General features: G+C 39.9%; 5 protein-coding genes. All 5 read right to left on the bottom strand.

From position 1 onward, the window contains the following. Positions 1-157: 157 nt before the first annotated feature. The 5 genes from N0M92_RS28770 to N0M92_RS28790 all read right to left on the bottom strand — a co-directional run bounded on the left by N0M92_RS28770 (position 158) and on the right by N0M92_RS28790 (position 4,873). Positions 158-904, bottom strand: coding sequence for a CAP domain-containing protein (locus N0M92_RS28770; RefSeq protein WP_260288982.1), 747 nt, complete (start codon positions 902-904; stop codon positions 158-160). A gap of 445 nt (positions 905-1,349) precedes the next feature. Beyond that, positions 1,350-1,787: a FixH family protein gene (locus N0M92_RS28775; protein ID WP_260288983.1), complete on the bottom strand. Its 438-nt coding sequence runs from the start codon at positions 1,785-1,787 to the stop codon at positions 1,350-1,352. A gap of 19 nt (positions 1,788-1,806) precedes the next feature. Continuing rightward, a complete protein-coding gene (locus N0M92_RS28780; protein WP_260288984.1) occupies positions 1,807-3,222 on the bottom strand; it encodes a sensor histidine kinase in 1,416 nt (471 codons plus the stop codon). Next, on the bottom strand, positions 3,219-3,905 hold the full coding sequence (locus N0M92_RS28785) for a response regulator transcription factor (protein ID WP_098369359.1): 687 nt from the start codon (positions 3,903-3,905) through the stop codon (positions 3,219-3,221). Before N0M92_RS28785 ends, N0M92_RS28780 begins: the two co-directional genes overlap by 4 nt. A gap of 5 nt (positions 3,906-3,910) precedes the next feature. Further along, on the bottom strand, positions 3,911-4,873 hold the full coding sequence (locus N0M92_RS28790; RefSeq protein WP_260288985.1) for a YncE family protein: 963 nt from the start codon (positions 4,871-4,873) through the stop codon (positions 3,911-3,913). Positions 4,874-5,082: the final 209 nt, after the last annotated feature.

Here is a 5,082-nt window from a genome sequence, read left to right on the forward strand (position 1 = left end):
TTTTATGTCCCTCTGTTCCTTCAAGATATCTCTGTACCGCTTGTATTTTTTGTTGTGCTGTAAATTTGGCCATAAAGAAACTGCACCTCCAATTGATAGATGTGTCTAACAATTGGGGTGCAGTTCAGTCAATGGGATGCTCTTTTCTATTAATCTATTATTTTCCGATGAATTGTTGAGTCCAGTAGTTACCAGATTCTACATAACCTACTCCGATATGAGTAAAGCTAGGGTTCATGATGTTTTCACGGTGTCCTTGGCTATTCATCCAAGCTTGTACAACTTCTTCAGGTGTTTGTTGGCCTTGTGCGATGTTTTCACCAGCTGTTGTATAGCTGATTCCGAATTGTTTCATCATATCGAATGGTGAGCCGTAAGTAGGGCTATTGTGATCAAAGTAGTTTTTATCTTTCATGTCTTGAGACTTAATACGTGCAACTTTGCTCAACTCAGTGTCGATTTTAAGAGCTGCCAAACCTTGTTTTTCACGTTCTGCATTTGTTAATTTAACAACTTGTTGTTCAAATGCACTTAATTCAGAGCTTGTCTCTTGTTTTTCATCAGTTGATTTATTAGGTGTAACCGGTTTTGCTTCAGGTTTTGCTTGGTTCGTTGTTCCAGCTTCTTGCTGAACTGGTTTTTGGACTGGTTTTTGAGCTGGCGTTTGAGCTGGCGTTTGAGCTGGCGTTTGAGCTGGCATTTGTTGTGCCTGCGCTGCAGGTAAAGTGATATTGTATTTAGCTAGGTATTGGTTAAGGGCTTTTTGCATATCCTCTTTATTAGTAGATTTAAAAGTTACTTGTTTCACAGTATCACAGTTGGCTGCTTCAGCTTGGTTAACTCCTACTCCTGTGAATATAATTGCTGCAGCCGCTGCTGCTGACATAAACATTTTCTTTTTCATTCGTAATTCCTCCTGTGATGTTCATTTTTTGTTGTGCTTTGCTTCTGGAATCATCATAACATGCGTTTTTTGTAATAAAGGCTCCATCAATTTCCAACAAATTCACAGGAAGGAAATGAAAATATATATATGATTCAAGTTTCAGAGAACTCTTGCAAAAATGCTTTAACTATCTATGTTTCTGCCAGTAGTATAAATACTCATATTTTCCCATTTATTTCTTGTCAATGGTAGTTACATAGAACCATTTCCATTGAATACTAATAAATTTTATTTGACATATCCTTTCCAACCTGATTTTTATGACTTTCTTTACTTTTATGTTACAAATTTTTCGGTTTAACTTCGACATTTGTCATTTCCCCCTATTGTCTTGAACATTTTTCCAAACAAAAAAACAATCCGGTTTTAAACCCGAATTGTCTTGATTTCGATCGTACATTCTTCATTTCATTTCTTCATCATTCATCTCGTCCATTTCCTTTTTTTCGCCATTTTGTTCAGGAGTGCTTGGTTTTCCTATTACGAATTCTTTCTTTGGCATGTTGTGCATATCCCTTGCCGTTACATGGGCATATACATAGTAGGTTCCTTCTTCATCAAAATTCTTTTCCAATTCATATATGCCGTTCCCTTTATGTTTCACTGCGATTTTTTCATGATTATCGCTATTCGCAAGCCAAATTTCAAAACTGACATCATCCGCATCTGTCACGGCTTCGTCCCCATATGTTACTTTTGCCTGAAATTTCACAGGCTCATTCACTTTACCCTGAATTGGATCGACAGCTAAATCGACATTTAACAGTTTCGGAATTTCCTCTTCCTTGCCGCATCCAGCCAAAAAAATTAACGCCATGCAAAATAACATGATTTTTTTCATTTTTGAACGTATCCCCTTTTTATGAATTCCATTCTTCTTTTATAATCGGTAGGATGACCCTGACTTTTGTTCCCCTTTTTTCCTTGCTTTCTATTTCGATTTTACCATTTTGTAATTCCACCAATTTTTTGACAATGGACAGTCCAAGCCCTGACCCGCCATCAAAACGGCTGCGTGCTTTGTTCACTCGGTAAAAACGATTCATGATATATGGCAGATCGGCTTCCGGAATCCCGTTACCCGTATCAGTAACCAGCAGTTCGCAATCATCTTTATGCTGAATTAGGGCAATATGGATCGCCCCTCCGGAATCCGTGTACTGAATGGCATTATCAATAATGTTATGCAGGATCTGTTCCATCCTTCCTTCATCCCCAAAAATAATCGGGTCTGGATCCAGATCTAGCTGCAAGCCCAAATGCTTTTCTTTTATTATCGGTTCATATTTCACTAGTACATCTTCAATGAATTGCGCATAGGCAATTGGGGTTTTATTTAACAAGAATGGATCACTTTCCATTTTTGATAAGTCCATCAGATCTCCGACAAGCCGCTGCAGCCTAAGAGCCTCCCTTGAAATGAGTTGAAGGTATTTCCGTTGCTCTTCATCATTTTTCACGACACCATCCAATATAGCCTGCGTGTAGCCCTTTACGTAACTAAGCGGGGTTCTGAGTTCATGTGCAACATTTTCAAGAAATTCCTTTTTTCTTTCTTCTTCCATTTGGATGGAATTGGCCATATCATTAAAGGCCATTGCCAGTTTCCCTATTTCATCCTGACTCCTTACCTCGACCTGTATGTCATAATTCCCCTCTGAGACACGATGGGCTGCAGTCTCGATTTCCTTAATCGGACTGACTAGCTTTTTCAACCATTTCGTAGTAAACAAAATCGCGACAATCAAAAATAATAGAACTGCCGCCAACCATTTTGCGGCAAATTCCTTAAATAAGACCGTAATGGAATCTACAGGAATATATGTATAGATGATACCTTCGAGCCGATTTTCGTCAATCAAGGGTATGATCGCTGCTACGATGTTCTTTTCAAACCTTTTCTCATATCCCTCTTTTTCAACTGCTTTCCCATCTAAAAGCATTTGCCGTTCTTCTTCAGAAATAAGGGTGTCATAATTGATTTCAAAAGGCAGACAGGCACTCAATTCCCTGGGATTGTTGACGACAAAGATCTCGCTCTCATTCTTACTGTTAAACCATTCAACTTTTTCCTTGAAATCTTCGCTGATTTCACCGCCGGAGTAATCCGCCCCTAGCAATGACGCTTCATTGACTAAATCCGTTTTAAGCTTCTCCACATATAGATTTTTATAATAATATTGAGAAAGTGAATAAGCGAACAGCACGGATAGGATGATGGCGGTGATGATGGTGAGCCATAATTTAAAAGAAAGGGTCCGCCATTTATTGATCATTTCTTTTCCTCTATCTTATAACCGATTCCCCAGACGGTTTGAATGTAATCGGCCGCTCGCAATTTCATTCGTAACGTTTTGATATGGGTATCCACTGTACGTAAAGATCCTCCATACTCCCCGCTCCATACATTTTCAAGCAGTTGTTCACGACTGAGTGCCTGGCTTTTATGACGCATGAGGAATAACAGCAATTCGAATTCCTTCAAAGTTAAATTGATTGGCTTCCCTTCGACCAAAACCGTTCTGGATTGTAAGTTCAAGCTAATTTTACCGAACCGGACATGGTTTTGACTCTCTTCATTCAATGATAATTTCCCTGTCCTTCGCAATACCGCTTCGACCCTTGCGACCAATTCTCCTGGATTGAACGGTTTGACGATATAATCGTCGCCGCCAAGCTTCAGCCCTTTCACCTTATCCCATTCCTCACCTTTCGCACTGACAAATATCACAGGGATTTCCCAATTTTCCCGGATTTCTTCACAAACGGAGAAACCATCCATACCTGGCATCATGATATCCAATAGGATTAAATCCACTTCCTCTGTTTCAACCATACTAATAGCTTCTTTTCCATTCGCAGCTTGAAGGCATCGATAACCTGAGTTCAGCAAATACATTTCAACTAGATTTCGCATATCCTCCTCATCATCCACGACTAAAATGGTGTAAACATGCATGTCATCTACTCCCTCAACATCAATTGGAACGGACCTTCGCCGACTTTGATCGTTTTTTTAACATCGACTGTTTCAGCATCCATTACATACACTTCATCACTATCATAACCCGCCACGATCACATCTTCGTTGAAGTTCGCCATTTCAAAGGGGTTAACGCCGACCACTTTGCTTTTCACTACTTCATATTGATCATTCAATTTATATAAAGAGCTTGTACCATGACTAAGGACAAATATGCCTTCAGCATTCTCAAGGAACTTTATCGGCATGGTTGGAGCCTTCAGCTTATTCTTCAACTCTCCCGTTTTTGCCGAATAAATATATAGATCTTCTTCCACTTTGTCCCCATCACCGTGTCCTCCGATCCATATTTCATCCTTTTCTTCCCTTAACAATGTGCCTGTGCTGGAACTATGTACGGGAAATTCAAAATCGACCTTTTTCGTTTCAAGGTTTATCACAGAACATTTGGTATCACCAAAATTAATAACATACAAACGATTCTCTTGCACTCCTTGAAGAACGGTCAGGGGGCTTTTACCAACCTTGACAATATCCTGTTTCTCTCCATCTGTATTTAAAAAATAAATGGATTGATTCGATTGGTTGACTGCCACGATGCTTTTTCCATCACGTAACAACTGCATATTAACGATCCCTTTGCCAATTTCCCAACTGTTTATCAATTTTCCTGCTGATAAAGAGTACACTTGGACTTTCTCCATCTCTTTTCCATAAAGCAGGATAGTATCTTTGTCTGCAAGGAGCAGGGCTCCGGTAAATGGTTCTGAAATATCCCATTTTGCAAATGGATGATAGTTTTCATCTATGAAAGTCAGTGAGGTATCCTTGATATTGACAGTCGCCAGGAAAGATTCATTTTTATTGATTTTAGTAAATGCATTACCGCTATTACACCCAGTAAGCAGTACGATGGCAAGAAAAAACCCAATGCCCCACTTCATATTCTAAGCTCCTTATTCATTAAATATCTATTTTTTAGGCTGTTTTCGCATACTTTGTTGCTATTTACCAAGGAAAGGGTGCGGTTGATTTCCCCTCCAGATGCTCGCTTTCCGCGGGGCGGGCGGTGAGCCTCCTCGGCGTAAACGCCTATGGGGTCTCACCTGTCCCGCTGCTCCCGCAAGAGTCTCGCACTTGCGCTCCATTCAAC

The organism is Peribacillus aracenensis, from assembly GCF_025175645.1.
GTDB lineage: Bacteria > Bacillota > Bacilli > Bacillales > DSM-1321 > Peribacillus > Peribacillus aracenensis.